The organism is Allobosea sp. P1_A7 (assembly GCF_056406775.1).
In genome coordinates this window covers 1-16,537 of record NZ_JBFTZN010000116.1, presented here as the reverse complement: position 1 = coordinate 16,537, position 16,537 = coordinate 1, and the positions used below count along the sequence as shown (strand labels likewise).

The following is a 16,537-nucleotide window of genomic DNA, read 5'->3' as shown; positions in this document are numbered from 1 at the left end:
GGCAAGAGGTCCTGTCAGGCAAGAGGTCCTGTCAGGCAAGCGGTCCGGTCAGGCAGGTCCAGTCGGGAATGCTCGCCTCCGGGCCTCCGGCCACCGTCGAGTTCGCCGGCCTGGGGCTGGCTTCGGAGCTTGTGTGATCAAGCGCATGCAAGCGGGCGCGGGAAGGGGAGATGATCCGAGGGAACCCCCGGAAGGCTCGGTCCGATGTCCCTTTACACCGCGTTTGCCCCTCAATCCATCACCCGGGACGTCAGGGTTTCGATCCTTGCACGCGTTCCCGTGTCTATCGCCGCAGGTGCCCTGGTCGGGGCCATCATCCTCATGGCCTCGGCCATGCTGCGCCTCCTGCCGGATGGCTTTGCCGTATCGCTCCATGGCCTGTCGGTGGCATTGCTGCTGGCCTGCGTCGCTCTGGCCTTCGAGCACGGCGCGAAGGATGCAGGTCGGATGATCCGCGATACATCAGCCTTCATCCGCAGGATGCGCCTGATCTGCCTGTCGGCAGCCTTCGCACTGGGCTTCCTGATCCCGGTGCTGATCAGTGTGATTCCGCGGCTCTGACCCAAAAGGGATCGCGTCTCCAAAGTGGGAGTTGATACAGCCAGCTAGAAGGTACCGGGGAGTTCATCGGCTGTGCCTCCGGAAACGTCCGCGATCCGTTGAGAATTTCGGCTCGCGGTCGATAGAGCCGAACCATGTCCCCGTTGTAGAGGCTGACCGACCAGAACCCATCGACAGGAACGTTCGTGGCCTTCAGTTCCTAATTCGTAGTGCCATCAATTCTGGTCGGGGCCACGGTGGGCCATGGTTGAATCCGCTTATGCCGCGATCGGGACCCGTTCCTTGGCAAGGGCGAAGAGCGGCAAGCCCCCGGAGCGGCGAGACCGGCGCTCGCCGGCTCAAAAGCTTCGCTATTCCCCTCTCGAGGTCCGCATCTGTGACGCGTTCCGGATGCCGGCCCGGGCTAGCGGTGGCGGACCGGCTGAAGGCTGGCATTCGAAGGCCTCCGAGGGAGGACGCCGCGGCCCCGGGGCCGTGCCCTGTCGATTATCGGCACGTCGCTCTGATGCGGTGATCGAGCGATCCCATGACCGTGTCGTAGAGCGCATTCCCGATGAGCGCATCTTCATGGCCGGCATCGACATTGGGGTTGTCATTGACCTCGAGCACGAGGGGCCGCTCTCCACACTCCTTGACGTCAACGCCATAAAAGCCGTCGCCGACCGTGTCGGCGGCAGCCAGCGCAGCTGCCAGCACGGATTTGGGCGTTTCGGAGATGGCGACGGCCTCGGTCAAGCCTTCCCGATAGTCCCGTGAGCCCGCGTTCTGCACAACCTGCCAATGGCCCGGCACCATGTGATACCGGCAGGCGAAGAGCGGCCGGCGATCGAGCACCCCGATGCGCCAATCGAAGCGGGTCGGGATGTACTCCTGAGCGACCAGGACGGGGGAGCGATCGAACCATTGCAGGCAGCGCACCCGAAATTCGGCCTCGCCTTCCACCTTGCAGACGCCTCTGGAAAACGAGCTGTCCGGGAGCTTGACGACACAGGGCAGGCCGAGCAGCGGGATCGCATCGCCGATGTTCCCGCGGTGCAGGAGCAACGTCTTCGGCGTCGGCACCCGGTGGCGTTCGAAGAGACGGACCTGGGACACCTTGTCGGCGCAGATCCGCATCGAGATCGGGTCATCGATCGAGGCCAGGCCGAGTTCGGCCGCACGCAGCGCGAACTGGTGGGTGTAATCGTCCAGGCGCGTGTGATCCCGGATAAAAACGCCGTCGAACTCAGCCAGCCGATCGAGGTCGGCTTCTGCGACGATCGTAACATCCAGATCCAGCTTGCGTGCGCTGGCGAGAAACTGATCCATTGCAGCGCGATTGGACGGGGCGAGCGTCCGGCCGGGGGTCCAGAGGACGGCAAGCGCAGGTCGAGCCTTCCGCGCCGGGAGCGCGCGTGACGCTGCAGGGTCGCCTTGTGGAGCTGTCATCCTGCGCGACCCGGCGAGCTCCGCGTGCCCGATGAAGACCGGGCGTAGCTGCTGAACGTAACGATTCCCTGAATGCGAGGRATGGGTTCAGCCCCTTTTCCGGAGTGTTGCCTCGCCGGGCGCCCCCTTCGATCGGAGGGGATCGCCTTTTCAGCAGCCCTCAGCACCTGCCTTTGAAACGACACCCGCACAGGCCAGGCTCGCCCGGCGGTTCTTCGTTTCAGAAGGCGCCATCGCATGGTTCTGTCAGAGGTTCCCGCCGAGCCGTCCAAGAGGCGGACGCCCCCGGCGCCGATTCCGGGCGATCGCCAGCTCGGCCGTCTGGAGCTGCTGCTGCGCCTGCGCCGCAACCCGTTGACGATCTGGCGCCAGCAGCATTTCCAGGACCCGATCGTCGCCGGCAAGAGCGTGCTCGGCTATGGCGTCGTCATCTCCGACCCTGCTGCGATCCGGCACGTGCTCGTCGAGAACAACGCGAATTATCCGAAGGACGCGCTTCAGAAGACCATTCTCGCGCCCGGCCTGGGGCAGGGACTGTTGACGGTCGAGGGCGACGCCTGGAAGCGGGCCCGCCGCACGCTGGCCCCGCTGTTCACGCCGAGGCGGGTCGAAGCGCTTGCCGCGAGGATGCTGCCCCCGATCGCCAGTCAGGTGGCGCGGATGGCGCAGCGACGCGCCGGCAGGATCGTCGACATCGGCGAGGACATGACGCGGCTGACCTATGACGTGCTGGCCGAGACGTTGTTCTCGAACGCGATCGCGGGCGGCGCCGTGGCCTTCGGGCAGGCATTGACCCGCTATTTCGCGACGCAGGGGCGCATCGATCCGCTCGATATCCTGGGCGCACCGGCCTGGATCCCGCGGATCGGCCGCATTCGCGCGCGGTCCGCCATCGATTTCTTCGAGCGGCAGATCGAGGCGATCGTGACCGACCGGCAAACGCTGCGCCTGTCTCAACCGCCAAGCGCCGATCCGCATGCCCGCGATCTGCTGGATGCCCTGCTCGATGCGCGTGATCCCGAAACCGGCACGGGCCTCACCGACGCAGAGGTCGGCGCCAATATCGTGACCTTCATCGGCGCTGGCCACGAGACGACGGCCAATGCCCTGACATGGTCGCTCTACCTCGTCGCGATGGCCGACGATGTCAGGGAGCGCCTCGAGGCCGAGGCCGATGCGGTGGCGGCCGACCCTGTCGCCGCAGTGCTCGCTGGCGATCGCCTGACCATGACGCGCGCGGTGATCGAGGAGGCCATGCGACTCTACCCGCCCGTGCCCTCGCTGTCGCGCGTCGCGATAGCCGAGGATGAGGTCGGGGGCGTCGCGATCCCCAAGGGCGCGCTCGCGATCATCTCGCCCTATGTGCTGCATCGGCATCGCTCCCTCTGGACCGCGCCGACGCAGTTCTGGCCGGAGCGCTTCTTGCCTGGAGCGCGCGAGACGATCGATCGCTATGGCTATCTGCCGTTCGGCGCCGGACCGCGGATCTGCATCGGCCAGCATTTCGCGATGATCGAGGCCGTGCTGAGCCTGACCCAGCTGATCGGCGCCTTCCGGTTCGAATACGCCGGAAGCGATCCGCCGGTCCCGCAGCAGCGGATCACGCTGCGGCCGCAGGGCGGCATGCCGATGAAGCTCCGGGCCCGTCGTTAGAGTGCCGTCCGCAAGCGTTGCGATCGATCGCCCCGGCCAGGGGGCTTTCTCCTCCCGAGCCTGAAGAGCCTGCCTTGCGCTGACCCAGCGTTCGTGGGGCGGGGCGGGAACAACGCTTCGCAATGTCCTAACGCAATCTACATCTCTCATCGCTAGCAAATCCCGGTCTCGCACAGGCGGTTCAGCCTTGCGGCGTCTGGCTGGGGGAAGCGGATCATGCATGCCATCGTCGGGCGCGGTGCCGGAAAGCTCGTGGGCGCCGTGGAGCCCTCGCTCCTGCGCGACGAACTGCTCGGCGAGATCTTCGAGGCATCCGTCCGGCGGACGCCTGAGCATACAGCCATCATCTTCGCAGCCGAGCGCGTCACCTATGCCGAGCTCGACGCCCGCGCCGACAAGGTGGCGCGCGCGCTGCGGGCGCGCGGCGTCGGGGCAGGGGCCTTTGTCGGCCTGTGGATGTCGCGCTCGCTCGACCTGCATGTCGCGCTGCTCGGCATCCTCAAGGCCGGTGCGGCCTATATCCCCTTCGACGCCGACGCCCCGCCCGAGCGCATCGGTGAATGCCTCGCCGATTGCGAGGCCCGTATCATCGTCATCGACGACGTCACCGGCGCGAAACTCGACCGGGAGCTGCCCGCCGAGGCCGTGCGCTGCCCCGACCTGATCGCCGCCGGCACGGACGCTCCGCCGGTCGATCCGCGCAGTGAGGGCGTGACGCCGGCGAGCCCGGCCTATGCGATCTACACCTCGGGCTCGACCGGCAAGCCCAAGGGCATCGTCATCGCGCACAGCAACATCTGCCACTATCTGCGCTCGTCGAACCACGTCTATGGCATGGCGGCTGACGACGTCTCCTTCCAGGGCGCCTCCGTCGCCTTCGATCTCTCGCTGGAGGAGATCTTCGTCCCCTATCTCGTCGGTGCGACGCTCTGGGTCGCCTCGGCGCAGGTGCTGGGCGAGGTCGAGCGCCTGCCGGCCTTGATGACCGAGGCCGGCATCACCGCGCTCGACACCGTGCCGACGCTGCTCGCGATGCCGCAGGACATCCCGAGCCTGCGCATCATCATCCTCGGCGGCGAGGCCTGCCCGCCGGCTGTTCGCCAACGCTGGTGCCGCCCGGGCCGCAAGGTCTTCAACTCCTACGGGCCGACCGAGGCCACCGTCGTCGCCACCGTCGACGAGGTCACGCCGGACGAGGCGGTGACGATCGGCCTGCCGATCCCGAACTACACCTGCTATGTCGTCGACGAACAGATGGCGATCGTCGGCCCCGGCACCGAGGGCGAGCTCCTGATCGGCGGCCCCGGCGTCGCCGCGGGCTATCTCGGCCGTCCCGAGCTCACCGCCGAGAAGTTCATCGCCAATCCCTTCGGCGGCGACGGCACCGACCCGGTGCTCTACCGCTCGGGCGATGCGGTCAGCATTTCGGAGAAGGGCAAGATCCTCTTCCACGGCCGCATCGACGATCAAGTCAAGCTGCGCGGCTTCCGGCTCGAGCTCGGCGAGATCGAGGCCAGGCTCTGCGACCTGCCCGGCATCGCGCAGGCGACCGTGGTGCTGCGTCGCGACGACGACATCGACCGGCTCGTCGCCTTCGTGGTGACGGACACGGCGACCGCCTTCGACCGTGCAGCGGTGCGCGCCGCCCTGAAGGAGACCCTGCCGCCCTATATGCTGCCCTCGCATTTCGAGGAGATGGCGAGCCTGCCGCGCCTGACCTCGGGCAAGGCCGACCGCAAGGCGCTGAAGGCGGCGCCGCTGACGATGGTGGCCTCCGCCGAGGAACAGGAGGAGCCGCGGAGCGCGACCGAAGCCGCGCTGCTCGACGCCGCCCGGCCGCTCTTCCCGGGCCAGACGATCGGGTTCGAGGCCGATTTCTTCGCCGATCTCGGCGGCCATTCGCTGCTGGCGGCCACCTTCCTTGCCGGCGTGCGTGCCAATCCCGCTTTGCCGAGCATCACGCTGGAGGACGTCTACAGCCTGCGCACCCTGCGCGCGATCGCCGCCCGGCTCGACGAGCGCAGGCAGGCCAATATCGGCCGGCCGCCGGCGCGCGATCTCACCTTCACGCCGCCGCCGCTGCGGCGCCGGCTGTTCTGCGGGCTGGCGCAGCTCGCCTGCATGCCGGTGCTGCTGCTGGCGCTGACCGGCCCCTGGCTGACGATCTATGTCATCTACGAGCTGATCACGGTCGACGGGCGCGTCGAGCTGCGCGAGATCCTGATGATGATGGGCATCTATGCGCTCGTCACGCTCTCGGTGATGATCGCCGGCATCCTCGGCAAGCGCCTGGTGCTCTGGCGCACGACGCCCGGCTGCTATCCGCTCTGGGGCGTCTATTTCTTCCGCTGGTGGCTCGCCCGCCAGTTCACCGGGATGGTCCATCTCAACCTGATGCAGGGCACGCCGCTGGCCAGGGTCGCCATGCGTCTGCTTGGCGCCCGGGTCGGCAAGGGCGTCTTCGTCAGCGGCTTCGAGGCCGGCGCGATCGACCTCATCGAGATCGGGGACGACGTCACGCTCGGCGGCAAGCTCAGCCTCGCCAATGCCGAGGTGATCGGCAACGAGCTGGTGATCGGCACGATCACGATCGGCAAGGACGCCTATATCGGCACCTCCTGCGCCATCRGCCATGACACGGTGATCAGGGAGGGCGCCGAGCTCGCCGATCTGACCGCGCTCGCCGCAGGCAGCCGCGTCGGCGCCTTCGAGCACTGGGACGGTTCGCCCGGCCATCGCACCGGCAAGGTCGATCCCGCGTCCTGGCCCCAGCACGCCCAGCAGCCCTCGGTGCCGGTCAGGGCGCTGCAGAGCGTCTTCTTCGGCGCCATGCTTCTGGTGATGCCGGCGCTGGCGCTGCTGCCGATCTTCCCGGCCTTCTTCATTCTCGACCGTTTCGACGGGCCGCTGCAGGAGCTGGTCGGCATCGACTATCGCTGGGTCCTGCCGGTCCTCGCCTGGCCGACCGCGATGGTGCTGATGTTCGCCACCGTCCTGCTCGTCACCGCGATCCGCTGGCTCGTGATGCCGCGCTCGGTCGAGGGCACGCATGCCATCGCCTCCGGCTACGGCCTGCGCAAATGGACCGTGGGCCTGGCCTCGGATGTGATGCTCCAGAGCCTGTCCTCGCTGTTCTCCACGGTCTACATGCGGCTCTGGTACCGCATGATGGGCGCCAAGATCGGCAAGGACACCGAGATCGCCACCAATTTCGGCGGCCGCTTCGACATGWTCGAGATCGGCGCGCATTGCTTCGTCGCCGACGAGGTCGTGCTCGGCGACGAGGATGTCCGCCGCGGCTGGATGACCGCAAAGCCCGTGCGCACAGGCGACCGGGTCTTCATCGGCAATGACGCGGTGGTGCCGCCCGGCGCCTTCCTGCCGACGGGCTCGCTGCTCGGCATCAAGTCGAAGCCGCCCGCCGACGTGGCGATGCAGCCCGGCGAGACCCGCTTCGGCAGTCCGCCGATCCTGCTGCCCTCGCGCCAGCGCTTCGACGATGCCGACATCGCCAAGACCTTCCGGCCTCCGCTCTGGCGCCGCATCCTGCGCGCCGTCCTCGAGCTGTTCAGCGCCTCGATGCCGACGATGATGTTCATCACGCTCGGCACGATCACGGCGGAACTCTTCCTCTTCCCCGCCCTCGAAAGTGCCGAAGGCTGGAGCGAGTTCGCTCCGGTCTTCGTCGCCTGCGCGGTCGGCACCTCGATTGCGCTGGCGACGGCGGTGCCGCTGATGAAATGGCTGGTGATGGGCGTCTACCGGCCCGGCAATCGCGGCCTCTGGTCCTGGTGGGCGCTGCGCACCGAGGCGATGACGACGCTCTACTGGGGCACCGCCGGTGCGATCCTGCTCAATGCGCTGCGCGGCACGCCGATGCTGCCCTGGGTGCTGCGCCTCTTCGGCGTGAAGCTCGGCCAGGGCGTCTATCTCGACTCGACCGACATCACCGAGTTCGACTGCGTCAGCATCGGCGACTATGCCGCGATCAACGCGACCGCCAACCTCCAGACCCATCTCTTCGAGGACCGGGTGATGAAGGTCGGCCGCATCGAGATCGGCCGCGGCTGCGTGCTTGGCGGGCTGACCACGGTGCTCTACGACACCAACGTCGCCGACCACGCCCGGCTCGGCCTGCTCACCATCGTCATGAAAGGCGAGACGATCCCGGCGCAAACCGAATGGGCCGGCGCGCCTGCCGCGCCGGCCTGAGGCGGCCTCGTCCGGCGGAGCGCCCAAGCCTTCKGGCGATGCGCGCGCTCATGCACGGGACCGATCGGGTGGATCGCTGACGTTCGCTCCAATTCCAGAGGTTCAAGCCTCGCCCGAGACCCGGCATTCGCTATCGGGCCATGCAGACCTCCAGCAGAACGATTGCCGCCACCCTCAATCCATCGTCATTCCGCTGCTATTTTGCGGCCGGTATAGAGAACATTTCAGGTATTGTTCCGCCGGAACGGATCGTCTTGATCCAGTCCTCCTCCTTCAGCAGATGCGCCCGCGCGGCGGCCAGGACCTCCGCAGCGCGCTCCAGCGGTACGACAACAACGCCGTCGTCATTGCCGAGGACGATATCGCCCGATCGAACCGGCACGCCCGCGACCGCGACGGTGCCATCGATCGTTCCGCCAAATCCGTGATGCGGTCCCCTCGGCACGATGGCGCGGCAGAACATGGCGAAGCCGGCCTTGCGCAGATCGGAGACGTCCCGCACCGCCCCGTCGATGACCGCCCCGCCGATCCGCCGCTGAACGGCCTCTTCCGTCATGACCCCGCCCCAGACGGCCGTGTCTTCGACGCCGCCCGCATCGACGACGATGATCTCCCCCGGTCTCGCCGCCGCGATCAGCGAGCAGATCGGCCCGCAATCGCCGACCATCGTCGTTACGGTGCGGGCCTGGCCGCAGAGGATCGTGTCGGCAGCGATCGGCTTGATCGCCGCCTTCATCACCTGCGTGCGGTTCATGCAGTCGGAGGCTACGGCCGGCGGGATTGCCCGCCAGGCCTGGAGTTCTTCGGCGCTGAGCGCCCTGAAGTCGGTTTCGCTCTGCTGAAAGGCCATTGTCTTGTTCCCGTGTGCGAGAGGTATTTGCCGGCCGTCAGTTCGCCTTGGCGTCCCAACCGGGATTGACGTTGTTCCGCAGCCGTCCCTCGAACAGGAATTCGAGCAGGATCTCGGCGGAGAAGGTGCGCATGTCGAGATAGCCGGCCTCCGAGTAGAAGGCGGCGTGCGGCGTCACGACGAGGCGCCCGGCGAGCCAGGAGGCGTTGCTGCGCCAGGCCTCGATCAGCGCCGGCGTCGGCACCGGCGGTTCCTTGGGCAGCACGTCGAGGCCGGCGGCGGCGATGTGGCCGCTCTTGAGCGCGTCGTGGAGGGCATCGACATCGACGAGCCCGCCGCGGGCGATGTTGATGAAGATGCTGCCGGGTTTCATCGCGGCGAACTGGGCTGCCCCCATAAGATTGCGCGTGTCGTCGGAGAGCGGCACATGCAGGCTGACGACGTCGGCGCGGCGCAGAAGTTCCTCCTGCGTGCGGACGCGCTCGATGCCCAGGCCGAGATCATGTCCCTCCGGCTGGAAGGGATCGACATAGATGACCTTCATGTCGAAGGCTGCGGCGCGGCGGGCGACCGCCGTGCCGATGCGCCCCATGCCGATCGCGCCGAAGGTCGATCCGCGGATACGGCGCACCACCGGCACGTCCTCGGCGACGAAGCCGGCGACCGGATCGGCCTTCAGCCGCGCCTCATAGCTGCCGAGCCCCCGCACGAGATGCAGCAGCATCGCCAGCGCATGGTCGGCCACCTCGGTGGTGCCGTAGTTCGGAACGTTCGAGAGCGGGATGCCGCGCGCGCGGCAGGCGGCGCCGTCGACATTGTCGAAGCCGACACCTACCCGCACGATCAGCCTGCAGCGATCGAGCTTGGCGACCACGTCGGCCGTGATCTTCATGCGGTGCCAGACCAGCACCGCGTCACAACTGCGCCAGATTTCATCCGGAATCGCGTCCGGATCTGTCTCGTCGAAAACGATGTAGTCCAGCCTGTCGCCCGAGACGCCGCGCTCGACGTCGAGATCGCGCAGATGCGCGTCGGGAACCAATACCTTGAGGGCAGTCATCGCAATCAATCCTGGCCGCAGCGTTTCAGAGAACCTTGTCGAGAAAGTCTTTTAGGCGAGGGTCGGAGGGGGCCTTGAAGAGGGTCGCGGGCGGCGCGTGCTCGACGATGACGCCGCGATCGGTGAAGAACACCTCGTCGGCGACCTCCTGCGCGAAGCGCATCTCATGGGTCACCAGCACGCAGGTCATGCCCTCCCGCGCGAGATCGCGGATGACGCTCAGCACCTCGCTGACCATCTCGGGGTCGAGCGCGGCGGTGACCTCGTCGAAAAGGATGGCGCGGGGCTGCATGGCCAGCGCCCGCGCGATCGCGACACGCTGCTGCTGGCCGCCGGAAAGCTCACCCGGATAGGCGCCCTCCTTGCCGGTCAGCCGAACCTTGGCGAGCAGGGCGCGGGCGCGCTCCGTCACCTCCGCAGGTTTCTCGCCGAGCACCTGGATGGGCGCCATGGTGAGGTTCTGGAGTACCGTGCGATGGGGGAAGAGATTGTACTGCTGGAACACCATCGCGACCTGATGGCGCAGCGGGATGAATGCGCGGTCGGTCCGGAGTTTCTCCACCTGGAAATCGCCGACGCGGATGCTGCCGCTGTTGATCGGCGTCAACCCGTTGATGCAGCGCAGGATCGTCGATTTGCCGGAGCCCGAGGGGCCGATGATGCAGACAACGCGGCCATCGTTGACGGAGAGCGAGACGCCCTTGAGCACGGGGAAGGCGCCGAACGACTTGTGGACGTCGCGCAGTTCGATGAAGGTTTTCGGAATGGCGGTCGTCATGGTCACCTCGCTCGCACGCGCCGTTCGAGCCAGCGTGTCAGGATCGCGATCGGAAAGCTGAAGAGGAAGAAGAGCAGCAGCACGAAAATGTAGACGGCCGTGGCGATGTGATCGCCGTCGCTGCCGATGACCGTGCGCGCGACCGAAATCACGTCGGAGGTTCCGGTGACCACGACGAGGCTCGTGCCGATGAACAGCATCGCATAGATCGTCATCAGGTTCGGCGTCATCAGCGGCAGCGCCTGAGGCACCACGATATGCCGCAGGATCTGCAGCCGGCGATAGCCGAGCGAACGCGCCGATTCCCACTGCCCGCTGGCGATGGCCTCGACGCCGCCGCGAAACACCTCGGCGATGTTCGCAGTCACCGGCAGGGCGAGCCCGACGATCGATTTCACCATCGGCGACAGGAAGACCGTGGCGCCGAAGACCGTGATCTCGAAGGGCAGCAGGTAGAGCATCGCGTAGAGCACGACCAGCCAGGGCGAGTTGCGCAGCACGTTCATTACGAATTCGGAGGGAAGGCGGATGAGTTTGCCCTGGGAGATCAGTCCGATCCCGAGCACGGCGCCGACGGCTGCGGCGATCGCCATCGCCCAGAGGCTGATGAGGATGTTCGCCGCAAAGCCCCCGGTCGAGCCGCTGAAGTCGGCCGAGCCGGAGAGCAGCAGCGGCGTGCGCAGCCAGATCTTCGCGAGAATGGCCGGCGTTTCGGCGCCATACACGGCGAAGAGCAAGGCGGCGAGCACGGCCGGAACGCCGATGATGCCGAGCAGGAAGGCGCGCCATTCGCGGCTCATGACGCCTGGACTCCGTATCCGGGGATGCGGAAGACGTCGCCCAGCCGGCGCAGGATGATGACGGCGAGGCTCGCCAGGGCGACGTAGAGAATCCAGATCAGCAGCATGACCTCGAGATTCCTGAAGGTCTCGAGGGAGATCTGCGTCGCGCCGTACATGATGTCGGGAACCGCGACGAGCGCTGCCTGCGACGAGGTCTTGATCAGGCTGAYGACATTGTTCGTCATGGCCGGCATCGACAGCCTGAAGCCAATCGGCAGCTCGACATGTCGAAAGGTCTGGAAGCGCGTATATCCGAGCGAACGCGCGCCTTCGACGGTCTGAGACGGCACGGCGAGCAGACCCGAGCGGATGATCTCGACCGCAATCGCGCCGTTGTAGAGACCCAGCGACAGCACCACGCAGGTGAAGCCCGAGAACAACGGCACGCTGCGGCCCGTCGTCGGATCTGTCAGCTTCAGCCCGACTTCGGAGAGCATGAAATAGAGGAAGAAGAGCTGCACCAGCGGCGGCGTGTTGCGGAACAGCTCGACCAGAACGGTCGTCAGCGTCTCCAGTACCGGCAGGCGGAAATGCAGGCAGAGCGCGCCCGCCACGCCGATCACCAGCATCAATGCGATGCCGAGCAGGCTCATCAGGATTGTCGTTCCCAGGCCGCGCAGCAGCCAGGTCTGGTAGAGGCCGTCGCTGAGCCAGCTGTAGTCGAGGCTCATGACAGAGGTCTCCGATCCCGCAGCAACTCGACCTCCGCCAGGCCACGCAGGTCATCGATGCCGAGTAGCGCCATGGCGATGTCGATCTCCTCTGCCAGCAAGGCGATGGCCTCGGCGGCGCCACGCTGGCCGCCGATGGCCGCCGCCATCAGCATCGGCCGTCCGACGAAGACGAAATCGGCGCCGAGCTTGAGCGCCTTCAGCACGTCGGCGCCACGCCGGATGCCACCGTCATGCATGACAGTCAGCCTCAGGCCGCGCTCGGCGATACGCTCCAGGGCGGCCAGCGAACTGGCGGCGCAGTCGACTTGCCGGCCGCCGTGATTGGAAACGATGATGCCGTCCACCCCGGCCTTCTCGGCCACGGCCGCGTCGCCGGCCGCCATGATGCCCTTGATGACCAGCTTGCCCTTCCAGCGTCGGCGCACCGCCTCGATATGCGGCCAGGACAGGGCATCGCGCCGGCCGATATCGCGGACCAGGTTCGCGGAAAAGACCGGGGGCCCCTGTTCGGCATCCATGTTCTCGAAGCGGAATTTCAGCGCGGCCAAGCGGTCGCGCAAGAGAACGCGCCGGAGCCAGCCCGGGCGCGACAGCCCCTGCCAGGCGAGGCCCAGGCTCGGCTTCACCGGTGAATGGAAGCCGTGCCGCGCGGCGCGCTCGTGCTTGGGGTGCACGGCGGTGTCAGCGGTGATCACCAGAGTGTCGAAGCCGGCCGCCTCGACGCGGTCGATCAGCCTCGCGATGCGGTCCGCTTCGCCTGGAATATAGGCCTGGAACCAGCTCGTCGCGCCGGCCGCCCGGACCTCTTCCATCGCTGTCAATGAAGCGCCGCTGAGGATGAAGGGGATGTCGGCATCGGCGGCGGCCCGCGCGAGCGCAATGTCGCCATCCGGGGCGATCAGCCGGCTGAGCCCCATCGGCGCGATTCCGAAGGGCAGGGGCCTTTCGACGCCGAACAGCGTTTTGGCGAGCGAGCGCCGCGAGACGTCGACGAGCACCTTGGGCAGGAAGGCGAGCTCGCCGAATGCACGAAGGTTGCGGGCGTGCGTCGCCTCGTCGTCGGAGGCGCCGGCGAGGTAGTGATAGAGCGCCGGCGGCAGCATGCGTCGCACGCCGGCATCCAGGCCGGCGAGGCCGGCGCTGCGATCGATGGCGCGGCGCCTGTTGCGAGGAGCGACCTTCAACGCATGCATGATGAGCCGAACCCCGCTCGCTCGCGCCTGACCCTCCGCGCTCGCGCTACTGCGCCTTCTTCGCATCGGCAGCGCGCTTCTGGACGTATTCGCTCTCGCCGAGATTGTACTTCTTCTCGCCCTCGACCATCAGCCCGCCGGCCTCGGCCTTGATGATGGCCGTGTCGACCGCCTTGAGGAATGCGGGCTCGTTCTTGCGCACGCCGCCGGCGATCGGGACGTATTCGAAGGTCTGCAGCGCGATCTTGTACTTGTCCTTCCAGCCGTCCTCCATGACCTTCATGTTCAGGTTCGGGCCGTCAAAGGCGATGGCGTCGCAGCGGCCGCCCTGGAAGGCGCTGAAGATTTCGGCGGTTCCGGTGAACAGCACCAGCTCGGCGCCCATCTTCTCGCTCAGCGTCCGGTTGTAGAGATTGCCCTGGCTGCCGCAGATCTTCTTGCCGCGAATGTCGTCCCAGCTCTTGTAGGTCGCTTCCTTCGGCGCCATCAGGACGATACCGGCCATGGAATAGTAGTGCTGCGTGAAGTCGATGACCTTGCCGCGATCCGCGGTGACGCCGAGCGTCGCGAAGATCACGTCGATGCGGCCGGCATTCAGAAACTCGATCCGGTTCGAGGCGACGACCGGGACGTATTCGATCGCAGTTTCCGAGCCCAGCAGGTCCTTGGCGACGGCCCGGGCGAGATCCACCTCGAAGCCGACATTCTGGGCCTTGGGGTCCAGATAACCGAAGGGGATATAGTCGTTGCGGATGCCGACGATGAGCTTGCCGCGCTGCTTGACGCGGTCGAGTTGGTCGGCTTGCGCGGCGCCGAGCGAGGCGGCGAGGCCGAGCCCGATGAGCGATGCGCCGGTGAGGTAGCGTGCGCTGCGAACCGTGCCGGCCGAGACGGACATCATGGCGCGCAGGCGCCGCTGGGCGTTTTCGATGAACATGACGATCCCCGTTGTCCGAACGCTTGCCGGAATGTCCCTCGGACATCCTCGTGCGTCCTTGAGGGGATGATCATCTTGCGGAATATAATTTTCCAATAGAAAATTATCGCTGCAGAATAACTGGAGCTTATGCTGTCACATGAACGTCCGCCAGATCGAGGCCTTTCGTGCCGTCATGACCACGGGCAGTGTGACGCGCGCCGGCGAGAGGATGAGCATCTCGCAGCCGGCAGTCAGCCAGCTCATCGCCCTGTTCGAACGCCATTGCGGCTTTCGCCTCTTCGAGCGGCAGGGCAGCAAGCTGGCCCCGACGCGAGAGGCCCAGGCGCTGTTTGCTGAAGTGGAACGGATGTTCGTAGGCGTCGGTCAGATTGCCCGGGTCRCGACGGCGTTGCGCGACCAGTCCTGGGGGGCGCTCAGCATCGCCGCCTTTCCCGCCATCGCCCGTCGCGTCGTGCCCGACATTCTGTGGGGCTTCTGCAAGGACAGGCCCGACACGCGTTTTCGCATCGAAAGCATGCGTTCCCGTAGCCTGATCGACGCCGTCGCCACCCAGCATGTCGATGTTGGCTTTAGCTTTCTGCCGAGCGATCGGCCTGAAGTCGAAAGCACGCATCTTCACCGGCTGCGCGGGCTCTGCATCCTGCCCGCCGGCCATCGCCTGGCCACGCGCCGATCCATCGAGGCTCACGACCTGACGGACGAGGACTTCATCTCGCTCGGGCCGCAGGACCATTCGCGTTTCGTCATCGACAGGATCTTCGAGGAGCGAAAGATCCAGCGGCGCCTGCGCATCGAGGTCGGCCAGTCGGAGACTGCCTTTTCCTTCGTCGCGGCCGGCGCCGGTGTGGCGGTGGTCGATCCGATCAGCGCCTACAACAACACCAACCCCGCCGTCATCATCCGGCCGTTCTCGCCTGCGGTCGAGTTCGACATCTGGCTCATTCGCCCAAAGGCGGCGCGATCCTTCAACCTCGTCGACAGCTTCGTCGCGCATGCCCTGGCCGAGCTGGAACGCTTCGCCGACCAAGTCGCGGACGGGCACGGCATGAGTGATGAAATGCCTGCACCTGCCGAGGCGCCGCGCGCATGAACATCCGCCAGATCGAGGCCTTCAAGGCGATCATGGAACTCCGCAGCTTCACTCGGGCGGGTGAGAGGCTCGGGCTGTCTCAGCCGGCCGTCAGTAAGCTCGTTCTGCTGCTCGAACGCAAATGCGGCTTCGGCCTGTTCCATCGTCAGAGGAACGGCGTCATCCCGACCGCCGAGGCGCAGATGCTGTATGCGGAGGTCGAACGCGTCTTCCTCGGCGTCGATTCGATCCAGGCGCGCGCCAGGGCGATCCAGCGGCTCGACTATGGCGAAATCCGGCTCGTGGCCTTTCCCTCGCTCGCCACCCGCATCCTTCCGCCGATCCTGGCCGAATTCCTGGAGGCGCGGCCTGGCCTGCGGATCGAGATGTCGAGCCGCAATTCCTGGCTGCTGGTCGAGCGCATCGCCACGCAAGCCGTCGACGTCGGCTTCGGCATGTTCGCGGCTGACAGGCCGGGCGTGCGGTTCGAGAAGCTCTGCACCATGCGCGCCGTCTGCGCACTGCCGCCGGGCCACAGGCTGGCCGGACTGGATGTGGTCCATGCGACCGATCTCACCGGGGAACGCTTCGTCGGCATGGTCGAGGAGGATCGCGCGCAGTTGCAAGTCGACAAGGCCTTCGCCGAAACCGGAGCCCGGCCCAACGTCGTCCTGACGGCGCAACTCACCGAGGCCTGCTGCTCATTCGTCGCGGCCGGCGTCGGCGTGTCGGTCGTCGATCCGTTGAGCACCGAAGGTTTCGCGAGCGGCCAACTGGTCGTTCGCCCTTTCCGGCCCGCCGTGGATTACGACATCTGGGTCGCCCTGCCGAGCTTCCGCGATGCCGCGCTCGGCACGCGCGCTCTCGTCGAGCATGTCAGGACCGGCTTGACCCGCAAGCTCGCAATCATGGCGACAGCCATCGGGGAGCCTCCGATCTAGCATATCTTTTCGTTATGTCTGAGGCGGCAGAAGCGATTTGACCGCAGGCCTCGTGCGACCGCCTCTATCGTGGAAGGAACTTCTTCGCGAAAGAGAGGCAGGAATGCCGCCCATCACAGTCCTCACCCCCACCGGAACGCTAGGTTATGGCTTTGGCGAAGAAGCGCTCGCGCGCGGCATGTCGCTCAACCCAGCCGTGATCGCCGTCGATGCCGGGTCGACCGATCCGGGTCCGCATTATCTCGGCTCGGGCAAGCCCCTCGTCTCGGACGTCAGCATCAAGCGCGAGCTGACCGCCCTGATCCGTGCCGGGCGTGCGGCTGGCATACCGGTTAT

13 protein-coding genes and 1 pseudogene are annotated in these 16,537 nt (G+C 66.6%); 6 read left to right on the top strand and 8 right to left on the bottom strand.

Translation table 11 applies throughout. The annotated features are described in order from the left end of the window. The first annotated feature begins 204 nt into the window (after positions 1-204). Positions 205-561, top strand: coding sequence for a hypothetical protein (locus AC1D34_RS20125; RefSeq protein ID WP_441493580.1), 357 nt, complete (start codon positions 205-207; stop codon positions 559-561). A gap of 486 nt (positions 562-1,047) precedes the next feature. On the opposite strand, the gene AC1D34_RS20120 is transcribed toward AC1D34_RS20125, so the two are convergent. After that, the gene (locus AC1D34_RS20120; protein WP_441493581.1) at positions 1,048-1,869 is read right to left on the bottom strand and encodes an ATP-grasp domain-containing protein; all 822 of its coding nucleotides are present in this window, start codon (positions 1,867-1,869) and stop codon (positions 1,048-1,050) included. A gap of 357 nt (positions 1,870-2,226) precedes the next feature. Here AC1D34_RS20120 and AC1D34_RS20115 point away from each other — a divergent pair, with 357 nt between their 5' ends. Continuing rightward, positions 2,227-3,642, top strand: a complete 1,416-nt coding sequence (locus tag AC1D34_RS20115) for a cytochrome P450 (RefSeq protein WP_476825129.1) — start codon at positions 2,227-2,229, stop codon at positions 3,640-3,642. Positions 3,643-3,858: 216 nt separating this feature from the next. Continuing rightward, positions 3,859-7,854: a Pls/PosA family non-ribosomal peptide synthetase gene (locus AC1D34_RS20110; RefSeq protein WP_476825128.1), complete on the top strand. Its 3,996-nt coding sequence runs from the start codon at positions 3,859-3,861 to the stop codon at positions 7,852-7,854. A 196-nt stretch (positions 7,855-8,050) separates the two neighbouring features. Here the strand turns inward: AC1D34_RS20110 and AC1D34_RS20105 are convergent, their stop codons facing one another. The 7 genes from AC1D34_RS20105 to AC1D34_RS20075 are packed head-to-tail and all read right to left on the bottom strand — an operon-like array spanning position 8,051 to position 14,188. After that, positions 8,051-8,704 carry an RraA family protein gene (locus AC1D34_RS20105; protein ID WP_441508666.1) on the bottom strand — a complete coding sequence of 218 codons (654 nt, stop codon included), beginning with the start codon at positions 8,702-8,704 and terminating at the stop codon, positions 8,051-8,053. Between the two features lie 37 nt (positions 8,705-8,741). After that, on the bottom strand, positions 8,742-9,764 hold the full coding sequence (locus AC1D34_RS20100) for a C-terminal binding protein (RefSeq protein ID WP_476776256.1): 1,023 nt from the start codon (positions 9,762-9,764) through the stop codon (positions 8,742-8,744). A gap of 25 nt (positions 9,765-9,789) precedes the next feature. Then, positions 9,790-10,542, bottom strand: a complete 753-nt coding sequence (locus tag AC1D34_RS20095) for an amino acid ABC transporter ATP-binding protein (RefSeq protein WP_441493585.1) — start codon at positions 10,540-10,542, stop codon at positions 9,790-9,792. 2 nt (positions 10,543-10,544) lie between these two features. Next, positions 10,545-11,342, bottom strand: a complete 798-nt coding sequence (locus AC1D34_RS20090) for an ABC transporter permease subunit (RefSeq protein ID WP_476776255.1) — start codon at positions 11,340-11,342, stop codon at positions 10,545-10,547. After that, the gene (locus AC1D34_RS20085; protein ID WP_476825127.1) at positions 11,339-12,055 is read right to left on the bottom strand and encodes an amino acid ABC transporter permease; all 717 of its coding nucleotides are present in this window, start codon (positions 12,053-12,055) and stop codon (positions 11,339-11,341) included. The genes AC1D34_RS20090 and AC1D34_RS20085 overlap by 4 nt, the downstream gene beginning before the upstream one ends. After that, entirely contained in the window at positions 12,052-13,251 is a 1,200-nt protein-coding gene (locus tag AC1D34_RS20080) for an alpha-hydroxy acid oxidase (protein WP_476776253.1), read from the bottom strand. Before AC1D34_RS20080 ends, AC1D34_RS20085 begins: the two co-directional genes overlap by 4 nt. 46 nt (positions 13,252-13,297) lie before the next feature. Further along, a complete protein-coding gene (locus tag AC1D34_RS20075; RefSeq protein ID WP_441493589.1) occupies positions 13,298-14,188 on the bottom strand; it encodes a transporter substrate-binding domain-containing protein in 891 nt (296 codons plus the stop codon). A 139-nt stretch (positions 14,189-14,327) separates the two neighbouring features. Here AC1D34_RS20075 and AC1D34_RS20070 point away from each other — a divergent pair, with 139 nt between their 5' ends. From AC1D34_RS20070 to AC1D34_RS20060, 3 genes and pseudogenes are all read left to right on the top strand, one after another. Then, complete coding sequence (locus AC1D34_RS20070) at positions 14,328-15,281, top strand: LysR substrate-binding domain-containing protein (protein ID WP_476825126.1); 954 nt, start codon at positions 14,328-14,330, stop codon at positions 15,279-15,281. Further along, on the top strand, positions 15,278-16,201 hold the full coding sequence (locus AC1D34_RS20065; protein ID WP_476825125.1) for a LysR family transcriptional regulator: 924 nt from the start codon (positions 15,278-15,280) through the stop codon (positions 16,199-16,201). The genes AC1D34_RS20070 and AC1D34_RS20065 overlap by 4 nt, the downstream gene beginning before the upstream one ends. A 103-nt stretch (positions 16,202-16,304) precedes the next feature. After that, positions 16,305-16,537: pseudogene (locus tag AC1D34_RS20060) on the top strand (acyclic terpene utilization AtuA family protein); the annotation flags it as partial.

Coding starts and splice junctions, on each gene's coding strand:
- AC1D34_RS20080 (WP_476776253.1), bottom strand. CDS start 13,251: ATGCATGCGTTGAAGGTCGCTCCTCGCAACAGGCGCCGCGCCATCGAT.
- AC1D34_RS20115 (WP_476825129.1), top strand. CDS start 2,227: ATGGTTCTGTCAGAGGTTCCCGCCGAGCCGTCCAAGAGGCGGACGCCC.
- AC1D34_RS20125 (WP_441493580.1), top strand. CDS start 205: ATGTCCCTTTACACCGCGTTTGCCCCTCAATCCATCACCCGGGACGTC.
- AC1D34_RS20075 (WP_441493589.1), bottom strand. CDS start 14,188: ATGTTCATCGAAAACGCCCAGCGGCGCCTGCGCGCCATGATGTCCGTC.
- AC1D34_RS20095 (WP_441493585.1), bottom strand. CDS start 10,542: ATGACGACCGCCATTCCGAAAACCTTCATCGAACTGCGCGACGTCCAC.
- AC1D34_RS20100 (WP_476776256.1), bottom strand. CDS start 9,764: ATGACTGCCCTCAAGGTATTGGTTCCCGACGCGCATCTGCGCGATCTC.
- AC1D34_RS20065 (WP_476825125.1), top strand. CDS start 15,278: ATGAACATCCGCCAGATCGAGGCCTTCAAGGCGATCATGGAACTCCGC.
- AC1D34_RS20120 (WP_441493581.1), bottom strand. CDS start 1,869: ATGGATCAGTTTCTCGCCAGCGCACGCAAGCTGGATCTGGATGTTACG.
- AC1D34_RS20090 (WP_476776255.1), bottom strand. CDS start 11,342: ATGAGCCGCGAATGGCGCGCCTTCCTGCTCGGCATCATCGGCGTTCCG.
- AC1D34_RS20105 (WP_441508666.1), bottom strand. CDS start 8,704: ATGGCCTTTCAGCAGAGCGAAACCGACTTCAGGGCGCTCAGCGCCGAA.